Here is a 19314-nt window from a genome sequence, read left to right on the forward strand (position 1 = left end):
AGGCTGATTATCAGGAGGCTCTGCGCAATCTGGTTTATCGCAGCAATTCGGACAATCCGGACAACTATGGCAAGGACACCCTGCGCACCATGACTGCTGAGGTCACTGACGGAGAGGGCAACAGCAACACTGTGACCTCGGACGTTGGTGTCGAGGGTGTCAATCAGGCCGCTGTGCTGGAAAGACCCTATCTGACAGCTGTTCTCTACGGGGCGAAGGTGACCGAGGCATCAAGCGGTGGAGCATCGACTGTTGATGAAGCTCTGGCGAATAATCCCGCCTTTGATCCGGGTCGTCCTCTTTCCGGGGATGGTCTTGGAGGCACTGGCGCCCTCGGCGTGCATACCCTGACCAAAATCACCGGAAAAATCTGGCTGGAGGCGGGGCAAACCTATGAGTTCAGAGAATTCGGCGGTGATCTGAGCAGACTGACGATTGGTGGTCAGACAATTCTGGACAAGACAAGAGACTGGGAGGTTCCACAGGACAGCTTCACGCCGTCGGAATCCGGATTCTATGACTTTAACTTCCTCCTGCTGAATTCAAACAATCGCAATGTTGATTACAGGTTGCAGTACCGGCCACAGGGGCAGAGCGACTGGCTGCCAATTCAGACCAGGGGCACAGTGGTTGATCACTTTACCGAAGGCGGAGAGGCCGTGCCCGTCCTGCCCGATGTGATACTTGCTGATGTCGATGGCGAGAATATGGAAAGCGCAACGGTCAGAATTACAGAGGGTTTCCTGAGGGGCTCCGACGAGCTTGTCCTTGCAGATGGCTATACCCTGCCTGCGGGCATGAGCTGGAAGTATGACCCGGAGACTGGCATCGGTACGCTGAGTGGTTCCGGTTCCGTTGCGGATTATCAGGAAGCCATGCGTAACATTCAGTACAGGAACAATTCTGCAAATCCGGACAACTATGGTGACGATCCGGAGCGTACCATTGTCACACAGGTGAACGATGGCAGTGGCAACAGTGAGTCTGTCAGCACAATCATTGGTATTGTTGCTATCAATCAGCCACCTGTGTTGACTCTGGATGGGGATGATGTCGATCCGGAAACACGCTCTGCCGAACCGGCGCTCCAGCTTTCCGATTTGCTGGATCAGGAGGCCGGGGAGGATGAGCAGTTGCTGGATGACTTCCTCCAGTCCGAACAGAAGCGGGTCGAGACCATGACTGAACCTGCAGCACCACAGGATGCCGAGAGGGGAGGAGCAGATTTTGGCTTTGTCACTCTCGAGAACAGTGATCAGGATGAACAGAGCCTGATCAACCAGAACCTGTAAGGGGTTCTGAACCCTGAGTTGCAGGGCAACCCGACACGGGAAAGGCTGTCTTCTTTCTTGAGGAGGCAGCCTTTTCTGCTGTTTTGCTGACTTGTCTTGTTTCCCTTTGGCAAAAAGGTCTGAGCCGACCAGGACGGCTTCCTGTCCGGCGTGCTTCAGGCGCGGGCTGTTTCTGCAGTGCTCAAAGACCTTGCTTCTGTCCTGATGCCTGTTCCGGCAAAAGAATCAGTTTTCCATTTGCAGTGCTTCAGTTCGGAACTCCGGGCCTGTTGTGGTGAAGGGGCATGTCTCCGGTTGGTCTGACTGAACGAAAGGGCCGCTCCAACCCTGTGAGGTCGTGCGGCCCTGTTTTGTGACGCTGTGCAATCTCAGCGTTGCAGCTTTGCTGTGTTTGTGCCCGTCTGTGCCCGGTGGAGCGGAGATTTTATCCGCACTGTGCCTTGTGGCGCAGCAGGTGATCGGTGAGGGTCAGGGCCATCATGGCTTCCCCGACAGGAACGGCGCGAATGCCAACGCAGGGGTCGTGACGGCCCTTGGTGATGATCTCTGTCTCTTCACCATCTGTGTTGATGGTCTTTCTTGGAACCAGAATGGAACTGGTCGGTTTGACGGCAAAGCGCACCACGACGTCCTGACCGGTTGAAATGCCGCCCAGAATACCGCCGGCATGGTTGGCCGAGAAAACAGGCTTGCCATCCACCATGCGGATTTCGTCGGCGTTTTCCTCGCCGGAGAGGGCTGCCGATGCGAAGCCGTCGCCGATTTCCACGCCCTTGACGGCATTGATGGACATCATGGCCTTGGCCAGATCGGAGTCCAGCTTGTCATAGACCGGGCTGCCGAGGCCGACAGGAACGTTTTCAGCCACGATTTCCACAACCGCGCCCATGGACGAACCGGACTTGCGCGCAGAGTCGAGATAGAGCTCCCATTCCTTTGCCGCAACCGGGTCCGGACACCAGAAGGGGTTTTGAGACACCTGATCCCAGTCCCAGCGCGCGCGATCGATCCTGTGGGGACCCATCTGGACCATGGCACCGCGGATCTTGATGCCGCCTTCCACGCGGGCATCCAGAACCTTGCGGGCAATGGCACCGGCTGCGACGCGCATGGCTGTTTCCCGTGCAGAGGAACGTCCACCGCCGCGATAGTCGCGAATGCCGTACTTGTGCCAGTAGGTGTAATCGGCATGTCCGGGGCGGAAAGCCTTTGCAATCTCGCCATAGTCCTTGGAGCGCTGGTCGGTGTTTTCGATGATCAGTCCCAGGGAGGTTCCGGTTGTGACGCCTTCGAAAACGCCGGAAACAATTTTGACCTGGTCCGGTTCCTTGCGCTGGGTTGTAAAGCGGTTCTGACCGGGCTTGCGCTGGTCAAGATAGTGCTGGATTTCTTCTTCCGTGATGGGAACCATAGGCGGAACGCCGTCGATCACACAGCCAATGGAGGGGCCGTGGCTTTCGCCCCAGGTTGTAAAGCGGAAGACTTCACCAAATGCGTTGCCAGCCATTGCTTGAACCTTTGCAGAAAAGGAATGCCTCGAAGTGGCGTTCGGAAAACGGACAGAAAGCCGGGAGACCCGGCTTTCCTGAGCAAAAGACAGCTGTGGAACTGCCCTGATCTGTCGGCTTAATCCTGCGGATTGAAGGCTGACAGCATCTCGGCCAGCTCCTTGGACTTGTCGACGTTCATCATACCAACAACGTGGTAACCGGAGTCAACGTGGTGAACCTCGCCTGTGACACCGCCGGACAGGTCGGACAGCAGGTAGAGGCCTGCGCCACCAACCTGTTCGATGCTGACGTTGCGCTGCAGGGGAGAGTTGTACTCGTTCCATTTCAGGATGTGGCGGAAGTCACCGATGCCGGAAGCAGCCAGTGTCTTGATCGGGCCGGCAGAGATCGCGTTGACGCGGATGCCATCCGGACCGAGGTCCGCTGCGAGGTAGCGAACGGAAGCTTCCAGAGCAGCCTTGGCAACACCCATGACGTTGTAGTGCGGCATGACCTGCTCGGCACCGTAGTAGGTCAGGGTGATCAGGCTGCCGCCCTGTGTCATCAGCGGTGCTGCTCGGCGTGCAACAGCTGTGAAGGAGTAGCAGGAGATGTCCAGGGACTGCAGGAAGTTTTCGCGGCTGGTGTCAGCGTATTTGCCCTTCAGCTCTTCCTTGTTGGCGTAAGCCACAGCGTGGACAACAAAATCGATGGAACCCCATTTTTCTTCCAGCTCTGCAAAGACAGCGTCCATGCTTTCGTCGTTGGTGACATCACATTCCATGATGATGTTTGCACCAACGGACTCTGCAAGTGGCTGTACACGCTTTTTGAGAGAGTCACCCTGATAGGTGAAAGCCAATTCAGCACCCTGTTCTGCCAGAGCTTTTGTAATGCCCCAGGCAATTGAACGGTCGTTTGCGACGCCCATGATCAGTCCGCGTTTGCCCGCCATGAGTGGTTGTGGATTGGACATACCTCTTATTCCTCGCTAGAGCTTATTTCCTGTTTGATCTGCGCCTGCCAGAGGGAATCGCCTTCAAGATCGTGATTTCGTCTCTGCAGTCGCATGAATTGGAGCAATTTATTAGCGTTAATTCACAAGAATGGCTAGTGTTTGTTTTCAATTTGCCTGCGAAAGAAAAGAGTTTGAGTATGCCCAAGCAAGCATCCGTGACGAAAATATCGGATTTGGGACTGTTTGCCCGCCATGTTCTGAAGCGCTTTGGAGAAGACAACGGACCCCGGGTTGCAGCGTCCCTGAGCTACTCCTCCCTGCTGGCGATGGTGCCCCTCATGACCATTGCCCTGGCCCTGCTTTCTGCCTTTCCGGGGTTCGAGGGCCAGCGTGAGCAGCTGGTGGACCAGTTGCTGTCATCCCTGCTGCCATCGGCAGAGCTGCAGATTGCCGAGCAATTGAACTCCTTTGTACAGAACGCGCGGCAAACGACGGCAATCGGTATTCTGGTTCTGGGCTTTACCGCCCTGATGCTGCTGAACACCATCAAGAGCTCCTTTGACATGATCTGGCGCATCCGGGACAAAAGACCGTTCTTTCAGCTGATGCTGGTCTACTGGGCGCTGCTGACGATGGGGCCCTTGCTGATGGGAACATCGCTGAGCCTGTCCAGCTACAGCTATGCCATGACCCGGTGGGTCGGAGAGGTCGATTACACGCGTACGGTGATCAGCTTCCTGCTGCCCATTCTATTCGGGTCTGTGGGCTTTACGATTCTCTATGCGGTCGTGCCCAATCGCGCGGTCCAGTGGCGCCATGCGCTGATCGGTGCTGTTGTTGCCACTGTGATTTTCGAGCTGCTGAAGAAGGCCTTTGGCCTCTACATCACCAACTTCCCGTCCTATCAGGCCATCTATGGCGCACTGGCAACGGTGCCGATCTTTCTGGTCTGGCTCTATCTGAGCTGGTGTGTTGTCATTCTCGGGGCGGAGATTGCGGCCTCCCTGCCGGAATGGAAGGCCGCCCGGCGCAGAAAGCATCACCGTTCCGCTGTGGGGGATCATCTGGCCCTTTCGCTGGCGATGCTGTCCCATCTGGAAAAGGCAAGGCAGCGGGGGCAGTCGCTCCACGAGCGTCAGGTTCTGGCCGTAATGCCCGCACCTCTGGATGTCGTCAGCGATGTTCTCTATACCCTGCGCTCCGAGGGCTGCATTGAAAAGACGCACAATGGCCGCTGGTTGCTGTGCAAGGACCTGTCGGCCATGACCATGCTGGAGCTTTGCCAGGGGCTGGGATTTGCGCTGGAGCCGGATGAAAACTGGTCGGAGACCCTTCAGGAGCTGATGGGCGCTTTCAACAGCGAGTTTGCTCCGGCCTTCGAGCGCTCTGTGCTGGAAGTGATCCAGCCTCTTCTGGGCGAGCCTGCAAAATAGAAAGGGAGGCTTTGTGGCCTCCCTCTTTCTCTTGTCCGGTTCTGCACCACCGGATAACACCTGCAGCACAGTGTCTGCGGTATATGCTCTGTCCCGGGGGCTTATTCCTCGCGGGCTCTTTCAGCCTGCTGCTCGCGGATGGCCTGTTCCAGCTCCTGACGGGCGGAAAGGGACAGGGTGGCGATGGCATCGGTCAGGGAGTTCATCATCTTGCGCAGTTCATAGACCTGATCCATGGCGCGGAGAATAACCGGAACGGAAGGCTCGTTTGCGCCGATCTCATGGATCAGTTCCTTGAGCATGCGCGCTCTGGCAACGTCTTCTTCCGAAAAGAACAGGGTGGAATTGTTGATGTCCGGCAAGACCCAGTTGCGGTCAATCCATTCGGACAGTTCGCTTGCCGGGAGATCAAGCTCCAGAACGACATCGTCAAAGGTTTTCATGGTTCTCAAATCCTGCAAAGACGCGTTTTTGTATTGTACTGTAACAGCATCAATAAAGATGCCCTTCACTAAGCAGGACAGGACTGTTTGACAAGCGATTAATCGTCAAAGAGGTCCAGTTTGCTGCGCGGGTTGTAGTTGTTGCGGTCTTTCCACGAGTTCACAAAGGCTTCCAGCTCGGTATCGCTGTCTTCGGGCAGGGTTACCAGAACACGGATGTACTGATCGCCGCGGATCGTGGACTTGATACCCTCGAGTCCCTTTCCCTTCAGGCGCAGCATGGTGCCGGTGTTGGACTTTGGCGGCACCTTGACCTTGACCTTGCCTGTGACTGTCGGGACGGTGATGCTGGTTCCGTTGATGGCTTCGCGCATGGAAAGGGGGAGATCCATGTAGACGTCGGTTCCCTCCTGCCTGAAAAGGGGATGGGATTCGATCCGGAGCTCCACCAGTGCATCCCCGGCCGAGCCGCCGCCCTGGCCCTTGAGACCCTGACCCCGCAACCGCAGAACCTGCTTGTCCTCGGCCCCTGCCGGAACTGTGACCTCAAGCGTTTTTCCGTCTGCAATGGTGATGCGTTTTTTGACGCCCGCAGCGGCTTCAACAAAGTTCAGGCTGCAGCTGTAGCGCAGATCGCTTCCCTTTTTGCTTTTCTGGGCTTTCTTTCTGGCTCCGAAAAGGTCTGAGAAGATATCTCCCATGTCCTTTTCCTTGCCAAAGCCCTTGAAGGGATTGCCCTTGCCGCTATCGCTCCGGGCAGAGGAGGCCTGTCCTGTTCCCTGACCCTTGCTGTTGTAGGCATTGGAGGCTGTGCGGTTCTGGGAGTTGCTGTTGCGTGATGCAGCGAAGGGGCCCTTGGGCTGACCATTGGCATCAATGATCCCCTGATCAAACTGCTTTCGTCTGGTTGCATCGCTCAGCAGATTGTAGGCCTGAGAGGCTTCCTTGAAGCGCTGCTCGGCAAAGCGGTCACCCTGATTGTGGTCCGGATGGTATTTCTTGGCGATTTTGCGATAGGCAGATTTGATCTCGGCCTCAGTCGCTGTTTTCTCAATGCCAAGAACAGAATAGGGATTGCGCATGGGTAATTGTTTTACTCTTCGAAAAAAGGACAACCTGTCTGCTGTTCAGACAGGCTGTCCACAATCTTAACCGGGAACGGATCAAAAGATCAATTCTTCTGGTGATTTGTCTGAAGGATCAGACTGAAACCGGAGCTACTGGATTTCCCAGGAACCGTCCGGCTGGCGACAGGCCACACCGTAGGCTTCTTCCTGCTCACCGCCGATTGTCACGGTTTGCTGGAATTCACGACAGTATTCACCGTCAGTCGAGGTCCCGTCGCGAACAGGGGTCACTGTACCGTGGTTCCCGCTGTCCGGATTGTTCCAGGAAATGGTCTGCCCAACCGGAGCCGTCTGGGCGCGCTCGTAGGCGCGATCCGATCTCTGGCGATCCTGTTCATCGAGGGATGCGCCGAGTTCGCTGCCGAGGAAGCCGCCAATAACAGCACCTGCTGCTGCCGCTGCAACCCGGCCGCTTCCGCCACCGAACTGCGAACCCAGCAGGCCGCCGATAACAGCGCCGCCGATGCCACCGACAGTTTCCTTTGTGCCCCGGTTCCCCGAGCAGGCTGCCAAAGCGAGACTTGCGACCATCAGAAGGACGAAAGGTTTGAAAGCCGATTTGCTGATCATTGTTTTGCTTCCTGTTAAAGTGAGGCCCGAGAGCCTTATTTCATAGGCCGGACCCATTCAAGTCCAGCCGGTTATACCGATCTGGGTGCTTCTTTTCTGTGTTCATATTGTATCTGGATTGAGGCGGGAATGAGATCAAGCCACAGTTCTGTGAGCATCCGGTGAAATTGATATCTGAAAACAAACCGGTTTCACGACTTTCCCGTAGAGCTTCATGAGACAAGATGTCTGGCGAAATGTCTTTTGTTTTCATGAACCAGACGTTATTTTTCATTGAATTGTGACAGGCTGGACCCCAGCCGATGAAGAGAAGGTCAGACAGGATGATCCGAGACAACACACCTGAAACACCCTGGAGTGTTTTTGAGAACTGGCTTGCTGAAGCAACAGAGACTGAACCCAATGATCCGACAGCGATGTGTCTGGCGACTGTTGGTGCAGATGGCATGCCGTCTGCCAGAATGGTGTTGTTGAAAGACTGGGATGAAACCGGTTTTGTGTTCTACACAAACTATGAGAGCCGGAAGGGAGAGCAGCTTCTTGCCCACCCCAAGGCTGCCCTGACCTTTCACTGGAAGAGCCTGCGACGCTCTGTGCGCATTGAAGGAGATGTCGAGCAGGTGAGTGACCAGGAAGCGGATGACTATTTCCATTCCCGCCCGCGTCAAAGTCAGATCGGCGCCTGGGCCAGCGCGCAATCGCGCCCTCTGGAAGGCCGGTTCGAGCTGGAGAAAAAAGTCGCTGTCTATGCAGCCAAATACGTGGTCGGGACTGTTCCCCGTCCGGAGTACTGGTCCGGTTTCAGGGTTTTGCCCAGACGTATCGAGTTCTGGCAGGATGGTCCGTTCCGCCTGCATGATCGTCTGACCTATCACGTGGAGGAACGGAACGAGCAGAAACAGATAACCGCATGGCGAACGGAACGTTTGTTCCCCTGATCCGCAAAAAACAGCAAGCAGGACAGAGACACAGAGATGGAAGCAGTCGATCGCGAAACAGCACGCCTGATGCGGCTTGCCAGCTATGCCTCTGTTCTGGTCGCTCTTTTTCTGATCGTGCTGAAGCTGGGAGCCTGGTGGCTCAGTGGATCTGTCAGCCTGCTGACAACACTGGTTGATTCCCTGCTGGATGGCGGGGCTTCCGTTCTCAGTCTTCTGGCTATTCGTCACGCCCTGACGCCGGCCGATGATGAGCACAGGCACGGTCATGGCAAGGTCGAGGGTCTTTCTGCCCTTGCGCAATCCGCCTTTGTGGCCGGTTCCGGTATTTTTCTGGCGTTGCAGGCTGTGGAGCGCATTCTGTCACCGCAGGCTCTCAAGGCAACAGAGGCCGGAATCTGGGTGATGGTTGTTTCCATTATCACAACCTTTGCCCTGACCCGTTTTCAGCTTTATGTGGTGAAGAAAACCGGTTCCCTGGCAGTAGAGGCCGATGCCCTTCATTATGTCGGTGATCTTCTGATGAACGTGCTGGTGATCGTTGCACTTGTGCTGGTCGCCATGACAGGAGAGGCAATGATCGATGGCATCATTGCCCTGTTGCTGTCCGGTTTTGTTCTGTTCTATGCCTTCCGGATTCTCAGGAAAGCCCTGGATATGCTGATGGACCGGGAGCTGCCGGATGACGAGAGACTGGCGATTGAGCAGGATATTCTGGGGCATGATGCCGTTCATGGTGTCCACGATCTGAGAACGCGCCAGTCGGGGCCGGATCGGGTTGTTCAGTGTCACATCGAGCTGGACGGGAAACTCTCCTTGCAGGAGACCTATGACATCATGCTGTCGATTGAAAGATTGGTCCGTGAAAGGCATCGCGTGATTGACATGATTATTTTTCCCGAGCCGGAGAACCTCAAGACCAAATGGGGGTCGCGCGCTGTTCCCCGGAATGACGGGACTTGAATTAAAACCTTGAATACACCAGATCGTAGAGTGCGTTCCCGAGCAAACAGACGGAAACAGATTAGAGCCGAACAATGCAGAATATATCAGACATGGACTCTCTGGGAATGCTGGAAGATGATGGCCTGGCCTCACAACGGACTGTTCGCAACCTTGTCCTGACTGGCGCAAGCCGGGGAATCGGACATGCGACGGTGCAGTATTTCGCGGCAAGGGGATGGCGTATTATCACCTGCTCGCGTGATCAGGTTCCTCCGGCCTGTCAGCAGGATACCAACTGGACGGATCATATCGTCGCTGATCTGTCCGATGCTGCGAGCACCCAGGACTTTCTCAATCAGACACTGGATATTCTGGGTGACGAGCCGCTTCATGCCCTTGTGAACAATGCCGCCATTTCACCAAAAACACAATACAAGGAGCGTCTGGGTTGCCTGAACGGTGATGTCGACACCTGGCGTGAAGTGTTCGAACTGAATTTCTTCGCGCCTCTGACCATTGCCCGCAGTCTCGCACCTGCGCTGGGCAAGGGGCAGGGCGCTGTGGTGAACATCACCTCGATTGCCGGGCACGGGGTTCATCCCTTTGCCGGCTCTGCCTATTCCACTTCCAAGGCTGCGCTCTCCGCCCTGACGCGCGAACTGGCCGTCGAGATGGCCAGAATAGGTGTGCGTGTCAATGCTGTCGCACCGGGCGAGATTGAGACGGCAATGATTGGTGAGGAATACGAAACTCTGATCCCGCGGATCCCGATGAACAGGATGGGGCAGCCGCTGGAGGTCGCTTCTGCTGTCTACCAGCTCTGCGGGCTTGATTTCAGTTACGTGACCGGGACAGAGGTCTTCGTGACAGGCGGACAACACCTCTATTGAGGTTTCTGTCCGTTTTGCCCGGGTAACAAGCGTTCCGAAAGAGGAACGCCGACTGCACAGAGTATCATCTTTGAAATTTTTGCCAAAAGCCGGTCCCGGCGGAAGGCTTCACAAGCACGATCAGTCAGAGCCTGCACAATGTCGTCAAGTGGGCAGGGTGAAGAACCGGAAGCTGTTCAGCTGTTCAGTTGTGCCTGGGCTTCCGCATCGAGGGAAAGTTCCTCATAACGGCGCAGCAGTTCCTGTGTCTGGGTGATCTCGATGTCCAGCCAGGCTTCAAAGTCCTCAGCAGACTGATCCTTTTCCTGAACTTTCAGAGCCTGAAGCCGCTCCAGTTGACGATCGTAGATGTCAACCAGCAGGAGGTACTGCTCCAGCCGTGTCTTCGGGGCTGCCAGATGCAGGAACCGCATCTTGATGGACAGAACCAGTTTGCTCATGTCGTTCAGCGGAGCGCGGAGGCTTGAGGCAATCAGGCGTTCAAATTCTCCGGAACCACGGGATGTCAGAACCAGGCTTTCCTGTGCCGCAAAGGCCGGATTGCTCTCAACCAGTCCTTCAATCTTGAGGACTTCCAGTGGTGTTCCGATCAGATCAAGGGACGGGCCGACAATACGGAGTGTGAACTGGCGTGTCTTTTCAGCCAGTGTTGCGTAATCCAGATGACCTTCTTTCAGGAAGCCCAGTGCGAGAAGACGCATGGCTTCGGAAGGGACCAGAGTGTTGTCGCGATACATGGTTCGCTCCGTAGGTTGCCTGTTCGGCTCTTGATGGCCGGAAATTGAAACGGGCTCCAGAAGATGACTGAAGCCAGTTTCAATATAGGTCAGGGAATCCAACTTGTCCAATTGTTGATAATGATTCGCAATTAATTTTTTCAGGCAGCGAGCTTCAGGTTCATTTCCTGCCAGATTTCCCGCAGGGCCCTGACCAGATGATCAATATCCTCATCCCTGTGAACCGGCGAGGGTGTCAGGCGCAGGCGCTCTGTACCCCGGGGGACTGTCGGGTAGTTGATCGGCTGGACATAGATGTTGTAGCGCAGCATCAGGATGTCGGTGATCTGGCGGCAGATCTGTGGATCGCCAACCATGACCGGAACAATGTGGGTTTCGCTCTCCATCGCAGGCAGACCTGCAGCCTGAAGACGGGACCGTACAGTTCTTGCGCGAAGCTGGTGCTGTTCGCGTTCGACAGAGCTTTGTTTCAGGTGACGAACGGAAGCCAGCGCTCCTGCCGCAATGGAAGGGGGCAGGGCTGTTGTGAAGATGAAACCGGAAGCATAGCTGCGGATGAAATCAACCAGGGCAGCAGACCCTGTGATGTAGCCTCCGACAACGCCGACGGCCTTGCCCAGGGTTCCCTCGATCACGGTGATACGGTGGGAAAGCCCCAGCTGATCGGCAATACCGCCACCACGCGGACCGTAAAGTCCGACTGCGTGAACCTCGTCCAGATAGGTCATCGCACCGTATTTGTCTGCAAGGTCACAGAAGGCTTCTATCGGGGCGACATCACCATCCATGGAGTACACGGATTCAAAGGCGATGATTTTTGGACGGGATGGGTCAATCTGCTTGAGCTTTTCTTCCAGATCGGCCACGTCGTTGTGATTGAAGATAACCTTTTCGGCACGGCTGTGACGAATGCCTTCAATCATGGAGGCGTGGTTCATGGAATCCGAAAGGATGACACAGCCGGGAAGGTTGGAGCCCAGCGTGCTCAGAGCAGCCCAGTTAGAGACATAGCCGGACGTGAAGAGCAGTCCGGCTTCCTTGTGGTGCCAGTCGGCCAGTTCCTGTTCCAGAAGAACGTGATAGTGATTGGTCCCTGAAATATTGCGGGTTCCCCCTGCGCCTGCGCCGCAGCTGTCAATGGCTTCGTGCATTGCAGCCAGAACAGAGGGGTGCTGACCCATGCCGAGATAGTCGTTCGAGCACCAGACTGTGACAGGACGTTTGGACGTGCTGTTCAGGGCGGGATCACTTGTCTCGTGATAGGTCGCGTTGGGGAAGCTTCCGGCTTTGCGCTCAAGGTCCGCAAAGATGCGATAGCGGCCTTCCTGTTTGAGAGCATCAACGGCAGAGCCAAAAAAATCTTCGTAATTCATCATGTCATCTCGTTCAGACACACCAGCATCCGCCAGGCTGTGCATTTCCTCTGTCGCCTTGCTTTTCAGCGGATGCGCCAGATAGAGTGCTGCAGAACCGTTCTCTGTCTTCTGCTGTGCTTTGCTTTTGCTTTCGAATGCCATGTCATCTGTCCTGAAGGATACGTTTGTATCTTTGCCTGAGGCTGGCAGTTTCTGAAACCAAAGTCCATTATAGCAGTCTTTGTTCTGCCTGATTAAACTTTAATTCACAAACCCCGACCCTGATCATAAATCCGTCCGACAGGTTTTATCTCACAAAAACGCGTCAGGTAGGAGGTTTCATGATGTCGCAGACTGATCATCGTGACTTTGATTTCGATCAAGTTTAGCAATTAATCATTTATTCTTCGTTTCACTCTCTCATTTGAGATATGAAGCGTTATTTGTAAAGAGTGGATCTCTTTTCTTTCTTTTCATCAATCATCACTATTCGGTGATTGTTGCAGTCGCTGACCAGAATCCCGTTTTCTGTGACGGCAATTCCGGCCGGTTCCATCAGGGGAATGCAAAGGTCGTCCGAACAGCTGTAACTGTTGTAGGGCAGGTCTGTAACGGTCTGATCTTCCAGATCAATGACCCGAAGGGCATTGTTGTAGCTGTCGGCCACAACAAGCTCGCCCTTGGTGTTTTCCTCTTCCCGGCTTTTACGCCAGACGAGAGCCAGTGGATGCTGGAACAGGCTTTCGCCGGCGTCGCCATCCCTGAAACCAAACTCAAAGAGTCCCTGTCCGGCAATTGTGTGAACTGTGGAGTGGCCTTCCAGTTCCACGAAGCGGATGGAGGAGGTTTCACTGTCCGTGAAATAAAGGCGCTGGCCGTTGCTGTCGAGGGCGAGGCCGCTGGGCTGGGCCAGCTGGGCTGCCATTGCATCGCCATCCAGCAGGCCCTCGATTCCATTGCCGGCAAGGGGTGACAGCATGTCTTTGTTGAGATCATAGCCGAGAATTTGATGGGTTCCTGCGTTGGCAATGAACAGAATGTCATCTCTCAGGGCCAGATCCCAGGGAGAGGCCAGCAGGCTGTCGTCTCCCCGCCAGCTGCGGGCAATGACAGGTCCCCGTCTGCCATCTCCGGCAAGGGTTTCGACAATCCTGTTTTTCAGATCAATGCGGCGCAGGGCATGGTTCCCTGTGTCTGCGACATAGATAAAGTCTTCGTGGGCCACCAGCCCCTGCGGATTTGAAAAACAGCAGTCTTCAAAGGAACCGTCGACAAGGTCATCCTGTCCAGTTCCCAGTCTCAGGGTTTCTTCCGGTTTGCCATCGGTGCTGTCCTCAAAGAGAACAATCTGGTTGTGGCCACTGTCTGCCAGCATCCATTTTGCTTTTTGAAGTCCGGGATTTCCGGAGGAAAAAGCTCTGATCTGACCGGGGAAGGACAGCCTTTCGGAATCCCGGTTCTCCTGAACCAGTTCCAGGGGAGAGGGGCTGATCAGATGGGCCGACTGTGCCTTTGTCCTGATGTCTGCAATGGCTACAATCAGGGCGTCTGCGTCAACCTCGCCGCTGTGGTTGCCGATCACGTAGCCGTCCGGGGAGATGAAAACCAGTGTGGGCCAGGCTCTGACGGCGTAGTGCTGCCAGAGAGTCATGTTGGTGTCCTGAACAACAGGATGACGAATGTCGTGGCGCAGAATGGCTTGCCTCAGGTGTTCACTGTCCCTTTCCGCATCAAACTTGGGGCTGTGAACGCCGACAACGGTCAGATCATCCGGAAAGGCTTCCTCTGCGGCCTTCAGCGCCGGGAGAACGTGATGACAGTTGATGCAGCAGTAGGTCCAGAAATCCAGAATGACCACGCGTCCCCGCAAATCTGCAAGGGAAACGGGTGCTTTACAGTTGAACCATTCAAGGTCCGGCTGGTTGATTTCCGGGGCGTGCACTGAACCGAACATGGCATCTTTCCATATTTGTAGGGTGTCGAGACCTCTAGCATGTGTGTGGCAAGTCGCCAAGCCTGATGCTTTGTCCAAAAGAGTTGGACGGAATTAAGTGTTTGTTAGTGAAGCCTAAATATCAGAAGATAGAGAACAAGCAATATCCTTGCCGTGCGTTATCTTTGAAAGAATGAGGGATGAAAATGTTAAAAGCCTTGAAAAGAATGCTGATGGTTTCCGGTTTGTGCGTTCTGGGTTTTGCCTCTTCCCTTTCAGCGGCAGAATTGCGTTGGGCCAATGAAAGCGGGATCGGGAATCTTGATCCTCATACCTTGCGCGAAGCGTTCCATCTCAACGTTCTCAAGCATGTTTATGAAGGCTTGATCCGCAGGGATGAAAAGCTGGGGATTGAACCTGCACTGGCAGAGCGGTGGGAGAATGTTTCCCCGGAACGCTGGCGTTTTCATCTGCGTCGGGATGTGAAATTTCACAATGGAAACAGCTTTGATGCAGACGATGTTGTCTTTTCCTTTCAGCGTGCCCGCGATCAGTGGTCCGATGTTTCAGGATATATTCCGTCCGACGTCGAGGTTGTGAAGGTCGATCCCTTTACTGTTGATTTCGTGAGCGGGAAACCCTACCCGCTCCTTTTCGCAGAGTGGGAAAACCTTTTGATCATGGACAGGGAATGGGCCGAGGAGTTCCGGGCTGTCAGGCCGACCAATCCTGTGACCGGCGCAGGGGAGGAAGAGACAGGTCTGGTGAACTATGCTGCAACGCATGCGAACGGGACAGGGGCCTATCAGGTTACAGCCTATCAGGAAGGCATTTCACTGAAACTGCAGAAGAATGTCCGCTGGTGGGACAGCATGTCAGGGAATGTTGATCAGGTGGAACTGCTGATTGTTCAGTCTGATTCCACGCGCTCTGCTGCCCTGATCCAGGGTGATGTTGATCTGGTGACGCCTCTGAAGCCCGGAAATGCCGATTTCTTCGACAGGGAAGAGGCGACGGGAACGGACTCGATCGTTGGCATTCGCACCATTTTTCTGGGGATGGATCAGGGCCGGGACGAGTTGCTTTACTCTGATGTGAAAGGAAAGAACCCTTTCAGGGATATCCGGGTCAGAAAGGCGTTCTATCATGCCATTGATGCGTCGGTTCTGACGGAAGGTATTCTGAAGGGTGCTGCGGCACCGGCAGCCAGTCTGATTGCGCCGGTTCTCAGTCCCGGCGTGAGTGATTTGAAGCGTTTGCCCTTCGATCCTGAAAAAGCCAGGAGCCTTTTGGCCGAGGCAGGGTACCCGGCCGGTTTTTCGCTGGAGCTGGTCTGCCCGATGAACCGGTATGTCGAGGATGAAAAAATCTGTCAGGCCATTGCCGCCATGCTGTCGAATGTTGGTATCGATGTACAGTTGGCTGTTATGGAAAAAGCGCGTTTTTTCAAACGCCTGAGGTCCGGCATGACCAGTTTTTATCTGGTTGGCTGGCTACCGGCCAGCTATGAAGGGCTGAATGTGTTGCGGGCACTGGCTGCCACCCCTCTCGATGACGGCTTTTTCGGTGTGTACAACAAGACAGGCTATTCCAATGCGCGGCTGGATTTCCTGACCCGGGAAGGGCAGGCCGAGATTGATCCTGAAAAAAGAGCTGCCATGATTGCCGAGGCATTTGATATTCTTGCTGCGGATGTCGCCTACATACCGCTTTATCAGCAGGGGACTTCATGGGCCAGCCGTCGCAATGTTGATGTGACGGTTCGACCAGACAATCAGGTTTTGCTCTACAAGAGCCATAAAGCAGCACCATAATACCGGATTGGTTCATGAATTTGACCGGAGAAGATCGTCTGAGCAGGTCTCGGGCCGACAGGACAGGAGTATTGAAGCGCGTGGTTCTGGCCTTCTCGCTTTTTGCCGGGCGTGCGCTGGTAACCATAGGGGCTGTTGTGCTTCTGTCCTTTGTGATTTCCCGGCTGATCGGCGATCCGGTTGCGCAATTCATCTCTGCTGACAGCACGAAAAGCAAGGAAGAGAGCATCAGGGCCGAACTTGGATTGAACGATACGGTTTTTGAGCAGTTCGCCAGCTATGCCGGCTCTGTCTTCAAGGGAAACTGGGGGGTGTCCTATCAAACGGGCCAACCTGTTCTGGAAATGCTGCTCACAAGATTGCCTGCCACACTGGAACTGGCCTTTCTGGCTGTTGCCTTCGGTTGGAGTGTTTCCCTTCTGGCTCTTTATCTTGATGGCAGAAGTCGGGGTGGAACGCTCTATGCCCGGGCGATTGCCAACGTTGGTTTGTTTGTTCCGACCTTTGTCATTGGTCTGGTTTTGATGGTTGTCTTTTCTGTCTGGCTGGGCTGGACACCTGTTTTCGGACAGGGAGAACTGGTCGAGTTCGGCTGGTATTCATCTTCTCTTTTGTGTGTAGCCGGCATAAAGGCACTGATCCTGCCGACCATGACGCTTGGTCTCTTTTATGCGGCCCAGCTTTTCCGGATTATGGAAGCTGCAAAAGGGCAGATCAAAACCCAGCTGTTTTACAGTTTTTCCTGTAGCCTGGGAATTCGTGATTCCCGCCTGTACTGGAAGGTTCTGTTGCCAAAGGTTGTTGTGTCGGTTTTGCCTGTTTCCCTGATTGAATTCGGGGGGCTGATTGCCTTTTCTGTTGTCACCGAAGCCGTTTTCCAGTGGCCCGGACTTGGCAGTCTGATCCTCAGGGCGCTGTTGCTGGTGGATGTTCCCGTGATTGCAGGGTTCCTGCTGGTGACGGCGGGACTGTTTGTTATCCTGTCCGGATTGTCGAACCTGTTGTCTTCTCTTCTTGATGTACGCACAGGACCTTCATCCCTGCTGGGCAAGGGAGTGGGCGTGTGAGTGAAAGAGAGGCCATTCTTCCTGTTGAGGCTCCCGTGAAAAAGGCACAGGGGCATCTGCTGCTGTTCTGGCTGGTCGTGTTGCTGGTTGTTGCCGGTGCTGTTGCTTTTCTGTCTCCCGGGCTCAGAACAGGTGAATGGAGCAGGGTTCTTCTGAAAGCCGATTTTCTGAACCTGTCGACCACTCCATTCTGGTACGGGAATTCCGGTTCGGACTATCTTCTTGGAACCGATTATCTGGGACGAAGCTTTTTGCTCCTGCTTTTGAACGGAGCGCTGCTTTCCCTGTCGGTTGGCATTCTGGCGACAGTTTTCTCCATGGTGATCGGTGCTGTTTTTGCCGTGCTGGCGATTGCAAGAGGCGGATGGTTTGACAGGTTTTTGCTGGCAATTGCAGACATTCAGCTGACACTTCCGCTTCTGATGGTGGCTTTTCTGCTCAAGGGGTTTGTGTCCCGGATGGTTGAGGAAAGCTGGTCCAGACATTGGGACCCCTACATTCTGGTGCTTGCGCTCGCTCTGGCAAACTGGCCCCTGATTGCGCGGACAGTGCGCCTGTCGCTTTTGCAGGAACTGTCTGCCGATTACACCAGAACGGCTGAAATCATGGGGCGCAGTCTTGCAGGAAGACTGTGGTATCACTGTCTGCCAAACAGTCGGAACACCCTTCTGGCTCTTGCCTCGACCGTAATGCTCCTGTCGATACTCGGAGAGGCAAGCCTGAGCTATCTGGGGCTTGGACTTGAAAAAATGGATCCTTCCCTGGGCGGGCTGATACAGGTCGGGCAGGAGTTGATCTTTGAAGGACGTTTCTATGCAATTGTTCTGCCTGCCCTTGCCCTGATCGCGATTGCTTCGGGAAGCTACTGGCTGTCCCGTTTCTTCATGGCAAGAGAGCAAGGGGTCATAAGTGCAAGGCCGTCCTGTCAGTTGCGTCTGACGGATGAGGTTTTTTCTGTCCACAATGCAGATGTCGGCTTCGCGAGTGGTAAGAAGCTGTTCCGTGGCCTGTCCTTTGAGCTGGGTGCCGGGGAATGCCGGTCCCTGATGTTACCGTCCGGGGCCGGGAAAAGCTCGCTGGCCCATGCGCTTCTTCGGTCTGCCGGAATTCTGGGGCCGGAGGCCCGGGGAGCCGGGATTGTCAATTTTGATCCCGGAGCGGATACTCTGACCGAGCGGAGTTGTCTTGCGATGATGCCACAGGATGCAAGGCTGGCACTGGACCCTGTCAGGACGATAGGCAGACTTTTTGAAGATCTCGAGAAGTCCGGGAACAGCGATGCGGCCTCTTTCCGGAAAGAGGCCGTGGAGCTCCTGCATCAGCTTGGTTTCGAGGACCCTGACGAGATCTTTTCAAAACGGGGACGTGCGCTTTCGGGTGGGCAGGCCCAGAGAGTTGTTCTCGCGCTTGTGCTGATGACACCGGCGAGGTTTCTTCTGCTTGATGAACCAACGGCTTCTCTGGATGCGCATCACAAGTCTGTCGTGCTGGAGATTTTGAAACGGGAAAAGGAAAGGGGGAGAGGTTTCCTGTTACTGACGCATGATCAGGAGGCAAACGATGCCCTTTCTGATCAGGTGCTGGACTTTGGTCAGCCCGCTGAAAGCTCCGGGATCCCTGACAGGCTGGCTGTCGAACAGCCCGGGTCTTCTGACCGTTCTTTTGAAATTGTGACGCTGGAGGCTGTTGGTCTTGGTTCCGGTGCGAACAGCAGGCTGCAGAATGTTTCCCTGAAACTGCACGCAGGGGAACGGCTTGGCGTCTGGGGCAGGAGTGGCGCAGGAAAGTCGTCGCTGATGGATGTGCTGTGCGGCCTGGAGCAAGACTTTTCCGGAGGGGTGCACTGGAGTGTCCCGGAAGCGGGCGCTGTTCCTGCTGTTGCAAAGGTTTTCCAGAATCCGGGTGGCTCCCTGAACCCCGCTTTCACTGTGCGCAGGTGCCTTGAAGAGCCGCTCTCGTTTTATCTTGAAACAGAAAGCGCACGTCATCAGGCCAGATTGAGAATGCTGGAGCTGATGGCTCTGGTTGATCTGGGAGAGGACATTCTGGAGCGACCGGTTGCAACATTGTCAGGCGGGCAGGCCCAGCGTGTGGCTCTGATCAGGGCCATTGTGATACCGCCAGGGCTTTTGATCTGTGATGAAGTGACCTCTGCACTGGACAGCCGCAACCGGGAACGGGTTCTGAAGTTGCTGAAAACAATTCCTGAAACAGCAATTGTCTATGTCTCTCATCGCAAGGACGAGATCGCGAGTCTGTGCCACCGTGTTGTGCGAATGGAAAAAGGGCGCATCGTTGAGGATGCACCCTTTTAATCTCTGG

Annotated in this window: 16 protein-coding genes; 8 read left to right on the forward strand and 8 right to left on the reverse strand. The window is 54.9% G+C overall.

Annotation, left to right across the window (positions count from 1 at the left end; all coding sequences use genetic code 11):
• Positions 1-1292 (forward strand): hypothetical protein (locus AAAH10_RS14630; protein WP_343564890.1); only part of this gene is annotated, 1292 nt, incomplete at its 5' end.
• Positions 1293-1716: 424 nt separating this feature from the next.
• Here the strand turns inward: AAAH10_RS14630 and aroC are convergent.
• Both aroC and fabI read right to left on the reverse strand, forming a co-directional pair.
• Entirely contained in the window at positions 1717-2799 is a 1083-nt protein-coding gene (gene aroC / locus AAAH10_RS14635; protein WP_343564892.1) for a chorismate synthase, read from the reverse strand.
• Between the two features lie 119 nt (positions 2800-2918).
• Positions 2919-3758, reverse strand: a complete 840-nt coding sequence (gene fabI, locus AAAH10_RS14640) for an enoyl-ACP reductase FabI (protein WP_343564894.1) — start codon at positions 3756-3758, stop codon at positions 2919-2921.
• Between the two features lie 179 nt (positions 3759-3937).
• Here fabI and AAAH10_RS14645 point away from each other — a divergent pair, with 179 nt between their 5' ends.
• Positions 3938-5173 (forward strand): YihY family inner membrane protein, encoded by a 1236-nt coding sequence (locus AAAH10_RS14645; protein ID WP_343564896.1) that lies wholly within the window; start codon positions 3938-3940, stop codon positions 5171-5173.
• Positions 5174-5274: 101 nt separating this feature from the next.
• Here AAAH10_RS14645 and AAAH10_RS14650 read toward each other — a convergent pair whose 3' ends face one another.
• The 3 genes from AAAH10_RS14650 to AAAH10_RS14660 all read right to left on the reverse strand — a co-directional run bounded on the left by AAAH10_RS14650 (position 5275) and on the right by AAAH10_RS14660 (position 7313).
• On the reverse strand, positions 5275-5616 hold the full coding sequence (locus tag AAAH10_RS14650) for a chaperone modulator CbpM (protein WP_343564897.1): 342 nt from the start codon (positions 5614-5616) through the stop codon (positions 5275-5277).
• A 98-nt stretch (positions 5617-5714) separates the two neighbouring features.
• Entirely contained in the window at positions 5715-6698 is a 984-nt protein-coding gene (locus AAAH10_RS14655; RefSeq protein ID WP_343564899.1) for a DnaJ C-terminal domain-containing protein, read from the reverse strand.
• A 135-nt stretch (positions 6699-6833) separates the two neighbouring features.
• Complete coding sequence (locus tag AAAH10_RS14660) at positions 6834-7313, reverse strand: RT0821/Lpp0805 family surface protein (protein ID WP_343564901.1); 480 nt, start codon at positions 7311-7313, stop codon at positions 6834-6836.
• A 323-nt stretch (positions 7314-7636) separates the two neighbouring features.
• On the opposite strand from AAAH10_RS14660, the gene pdxH reads away from it, so the two are divergent.
• The 3 genes from pdxH to AAAH10_RS14675 all read left to right on the forward strand — a co-directional run bounded on the left by pdxH (position 7637) and on the right by AAAH10_RS14675 (position 10086).
• A complete protein-coding gene (pdxH, locus tag AAAH10_RS14665) occupies positions 7637-8251 on the forward strand; it encodes a pyridoxamine 5'-phosphate oxidase (protein WP_343564903.1) in 615 nt (204 codons plus the stop codon).
• Positions 8252-8287: 36 nt separating this feature from the next.
• Positions 8288-9214, forward strand: coding sequence for a cation diffusion facilitator family transporter (locus AAAH10_RS14670; RefSeq protein WP_343564905.1), 927 nt, complete (start codon positions 8288-8290; stop codon positions 9212-9214).
• 107 nt (positions 9215-9321) lie between these two features.
• A complete protein-coding gene (locus tag AAAH10_RS14675) occupies positions 9322-10086 on the forward strand; it encodes an SDR family oxidoreductase (RefSeq protein ID WP_343565052.1) in 765 nt (254 codons plus the stop codon).
• A gap of 176 nt (positions 10087-10262) precedes the next feature.
• Here the strand turns inward: AAAH10_RS14675 and AAAH10_RS14680 are convergent, their stop codons facing one another.
• From AAAH10_RS14680 to AAAH10_RS14690, 3 genes are all read right to left on the reverse strand, one after another.
• The gene (locus tag AAAH10_RS14680) at positions 10263-10823 is read right to left on the reverse strand and encodes a hypothetical protein (protein ID WP_343564907.1); all 561 of its coding nucleotides are present in this window, start codon (positions 10821-10823) and stop codon (positions 10263-10265) included.
• Positions 10824-10963: 140 nt separating this feature from the next.
• Positions 10964-12196 carry a 5-aminolevulinate synthase gene (gene hemA / locus AAAH10_RS14685; protein ID WP_343565053.1) on the reverse strand — a complete coding sequence of 411 codons (1233 nt, stop codon included), beginning with the start codon at positions 12194-12196 and terminating at the stop codon, positions 10964-10966.
• Positions 12197-12617: 421 nt separating this feature from the next.
• Positions 12618-14132, reverse strand: a complete 1515-nt coding sequence (locus AAAH10_RS14690) for a thioredoxin-like domain-containing protein (RefSeq protein ID WP_343564909.1) — start codon at positions 14130-14132, stop codon at positions 12618-12620.
• 179 nt (positions 14133-14311) lie between these two features.
• Here AAAH10_RS14690 and AAAH10_RS14695 point away from each other — a divergent pair, with 179 nt between their 5' ends.
• Genes AAAH10_RS14695 through AAAH10_RS14705 form a run of 3 tightly spaced genes read left to right on the forward strand, consistent with a single transcriptional unit; the run spans position 14312 to position 19307 of the window.
• Positions 14312-15925, forward strand: a complete 1614-nt coding sequence (locus AAAH10_RS14695) for an ABC transporter substrate-binding protein (RefSeq protein ID WP_343564911.1) — start codon at positions 14312-14314, stop codon at positions 15923-15925.
• A 14-nt stretch (positions 15926-15939) separates the two neighbouring features.
• Positions 15940-16992, forward strand: a complete 1053-nt coding sequence (locus AAAH10_RS14700) for an ABC transporter permease (RefSeq protein ID WP_343564913.1) — start codon at positions 15940-15942, stop codon at positions 16990-16992.
• The gene (locus tag AAAH10_RS14705) at positions 16989-19307 is read left to right on the forward strand and encodes an ABC transporter ATP-binding protein/permease (protein ID WP_343564915.1); all 2319 of its coding nucleotides are present in this window, start codon (positions 16989-16991) and stop codon (positions 19305-19307) included. The genes AAAH10_RS14700 and AAAH10_RS14705 overlap by 4 nt, the downstream gene beginning before the upstream one ends.
• Positions 19308-19314 lie beyond the last annotated feature (7 nt).

The organism is Carbonatibacter coralli, assembly GCF_039592655.1.
In the GTDB taxonomy this organism is placed as follows: Bacteria; Pseudomonadota; Alphaproteobacteria; order Kiloniellales; family Kiloniellaceae; genus Carbonatibacter; species Carbonatibacter coralli.

What these genes read in the sequence shown, in the direction of transcription:
- aroC (WP_343564892.1), bottom strand. Translation starts at nt 2,799, where the DNA reads ATGGCTGGCAACGCATTTGGTGAAGTCTTCCGCTTTACAACCTGGGGC.
- fabI (WP_343564894.1), bottom strand. Translation starts at nt 3,758, where the DNA reads ATGTCCAATCCACAACCACTCATGGCGGGCAAACGCGGACTGATCATG.
- AAAH10_RS14645 (WP_343564896.1), top strand. Translation starts at nt 3,938, where the DNA reads ATGCCCAAGCAAGCATCCGTGACGAAAATATCGGATTTGGGACTGTTT.
- AAAH10_RS14650 (WP_343564897.1), bottom strand. Translation starts at nt 5,616, where the DNA reads ATGAAAACCTTTGACGATGTCGTTCTGGAGCTTGATCTCCCGGCAAGC.
- AAAH10_RS14655 (WP_343564899.1), bottom strand. Translation starts at nt 6,698, where the DNA reads ATGCGCAATCCCTATTCTGTTCTTGGCATTGAGAAAACAGCGACTGAG.
- AAAH10_RS14660 (WP_343564901.1), bottom strand. Translation starts at nt 7,313, where the DNA reads ATGATCAGCAAATCGGCTTTCAAACCTTTCGTCCTTCTGATGGTCGCA.
- pdxH (WP_343564903.1), top strand. Translation starts at nt 7,637, where the DNA reads ATGATCCGAGACAACACACCTGAAACACCCTGGAGTGTTTTTGAGAAC.
- AAAH10_RS14670 (WP_343564905.1), top strand. Translation starts at nt 8,288, where the DNA reads ATGGAAGCAGTCGATCGCGAAACAGCACGCCTGATGCGGCTTGCCAGC.
- AAAH10_RS14675 (WP_343565052.1), top strand. Translation starts at nt 9,322, where the DNA reads ATGCTGGAAGATGATGGCCTGGCCTCACAACGGACTGTTCGCAACCTT.
- AAAH10_RS14680 (WP_343564907.1), bottom strand. Translation starts at nt 10,823, where the DNA reads ATGTATCGCGACAACACTCTGGTCCCTTCCGAAGCCATGCGTCTTCTC.
- hemA (WP_343565053.1), bottom strand. Translation starts at nt 12,196, where the DNA reads ATGAATTACGAAGATTTTTTTGGCTCTGCCGTTGATGCTCTCAAACAG.
- AAAH10_RS14690 (WP_343564909.1), bottom strand. Translation starts at nt 14,132, where the DNA reads ATGTTCGGTTCAGTGCACGCCCCGGAAATCAACCAGCCGGACCTTGAA.
- AAAH10_RS14695 (WP_343564911.1), top strand. Translation starts at nt 14,312, where the DNA reads ATGAAAATGTTAAAAGCCTTGAAAAGAATGCTGATGGTTTCCGGTTTG.
- AAAH10_RS14700 (WP_343564913.1), top strand. Translation starts at nt 15,940, where the DNA reads ATGAATTTGACCGGAGAAGATCGTCTGAGCAGGTCTCGGGCCGACAGG.